General features: G+C 65.2%; 1 protein-coding gene. It reads right to left on the reverse strand.

Features of this window, described 5'->3' with window-relative positions; genetic code table 11:
- Positions 1 to 197: 197 nt before the first annotated feature.
- Positions 198 to 1,703, reverse strand: a complete 1,506-nt coding sequence (locus AC1VXC_RS21015) for a VWA domain-containing protein (protein ID WP_481539996.1) — start codon at positions 1,701 to 1,703, stop codon at positions 198 to 200.
- Between the last annotated feature and the right edge of the window lie 466 nt (positions 1,704 to 2,169).

Below are 2,169 nucleotides of genomic sequence, written 5' to 3' on the forward strand. Positions count from 1 at the left end.
AGATGTGTATAAGAGACAGCTACCGGTAAGGCCTCTCCCGAGCATGGCTCGGCACTACGGAACCCGACTTTGTAGGAGCGGCGTAAGCCGCGAAGCTGGCAATGCTGAAAGGTCGCAAAAGCCTACCCCTCCCCCCCTTGCCTGCGGCAAAGGGAGGGAGCGTAGTGCCGAGCCATGCTCGAGGGAGGCAGCACAGCTCAGCCCTTCGGCAGCTGCGCCAGCTCCTCGCGCACCAGCTTCACCACCAGCTTGTCCAGGGTGTCGACCGAATAGTTCTCCACCTCATGCACGGTCTCGCTGCCCGGACCGCTGGAGGAATCACTGGCGTCCTTGTAGGTAAGGAAGATGAATCGCCCGCCGGTGTACTGCGCGATCTGCCGCTGCGCGATCTCGCCGGTCGTGTCCTGGCCGGATGCGGCAACGCTCAACACCTTGATGCCCTTGCCCAGCGCCGCCAGCATGGTCTGCTCGTAGCGCGGCTGCGGGTAGTCCATGTGCGGCGGCGCATCGGCCAGCGACACCAGCAGGCGGGTGGTCGAGGCACCGCGCCAGTTCATCGCCTGCACCGCATGGTCGAAGGCTTCGTTCATCGCCTCAGGGTAGTCACCGCCACCATTGGCGCGCACGCCATCCAGCACGTTCTGGAAGCCGGCAACGTTGTTGCTCAGGTCCCAGCCACGCACGAAGTATTCGTCGCCGCGGTCTCGGTAGGTCACCAGCCCCAGGCAGATGTCCGGGTTGGAGGGCAGCTGGGCGATGTCACGGACGATGCCCTGCAGTGAATCGCGCAGCTTGTCGATTTCATCGGCCATCGAACCGGTGGCATCAACCATGAACACAAGATCGAGCTTGGCCCGGGCTGGCAGTGGCGCATCGGCTACCACCACCTGCACGGCATTCTTCTGTCCGCGCTGCACGGCCGAGGTCACCGTCTTGCCTGCGCGTCGCACCTGCACCTGGTAGCTGGCCGAATCGCGGTCATCAAAGGCATTGGGATGTATCCACACCTGGCCACCGGCATCGGTGCGCGCCCACATCCGCGCGCCGTTGCGGGCGGTAACAGCCACTTCCGCATCCGGTACCGGCCGGCCCTGTGTATCCACCACCTGCAGGCGCTGGCGCACGCTGACATCGCGTCCGAGCGTATTGGCCTCTTCGTGACGCTGCAGGAATTGCCGGAAGGCGGTGAAGTCGGCATTGTCATCGACCACCCCAGCGGTGACCGCTGCCTGCTGCTGGCGCAGGTGACCGCTGCTCGGCGCGACGGCCATCGGCATTTCCGCGGCGGCCGATGCAACCTCGGCCATCGCATCCGCACTGACCGCAACCGGCGGTGGCGGTGCCGCAGGCGCAGGCGCAGGCATCGGAGCCATCATCTTCGCCATCGCGCGCGAACCGTCCCCACGACGCAGGCGAACCTCGCCCGCGGCGATATTGTGCTGCTGCGGCCTGGGGCTGGGATCGGCAACCTCGCGCAGCACCGGCGTGTCGCTGCATACCGTGGCGCTGGGTGCCTGGAAGTTGGGCTGGGTCTGGCGCGTACGCTGGAGGGTCGGCGCCTTGAGGTCGCCGCTGTCTTCGGCCACCGGGAACGGGGTGTGGCGGACCGACGCGGCTACCGGCAGGCCGACCAACAACGTCACTGCCGCGGCCAGCGCGATGTTACGAACCGCCGGCCTGTTTGAACCCTTTGCGCTACCCATGATTCCTGCTCCTTGCGGGCCGCGTGATGCGGCGTACGGGGATAGGAACGGATGGGAATGGGGAGTGGGGTTAAATCTGCTCCCTCCCTTGCACAACGCGCAGGGGAGGGTTGGGGAGGGGTTGGCTTCTGATCTTCGGCGCTGTCGACAACGCTGCTGTAGTGCCGAGCCATGCTCGGCAGAGGCTTTACCAGCGAAGAAGCTGCCCTCACCCCAACCCCTCTCCCATAAACGGGAGAGGGGCTTAAAGCTGTAGTGCCGAGCCATGCTCGGCAGAGGCTTTACCAGCGAGAAGCTGCCCTCACCCCAACCCCTCTCCCGTAAACGGGAGAGGGGCTTAAAGCTGTAGTGCCGAGCCATGCTCGGCAGAGGCTTTACCAGCGAGAAGCTGCCCTCACCCCAACCCCTATCCCGTAAACGGGAGAGGGGCTTGAAGCTGTAGTGCCGAGCCATGCTCGGCAGAGGC

It is taken from the genome of Stenotrophomonas sp. STEN033 (assembly GCF_056856655.1).

Excerpts from the sequence above, each read along its gene's own strand:
- AC1VXC_RS21015 (WP_481539996.1), bottom strand. The coding sequence starts at position 1,703 with ATGGGTAGCGCAAAGGGTTCAAACAGGCCGGCGGTTCGTAACATCGCG.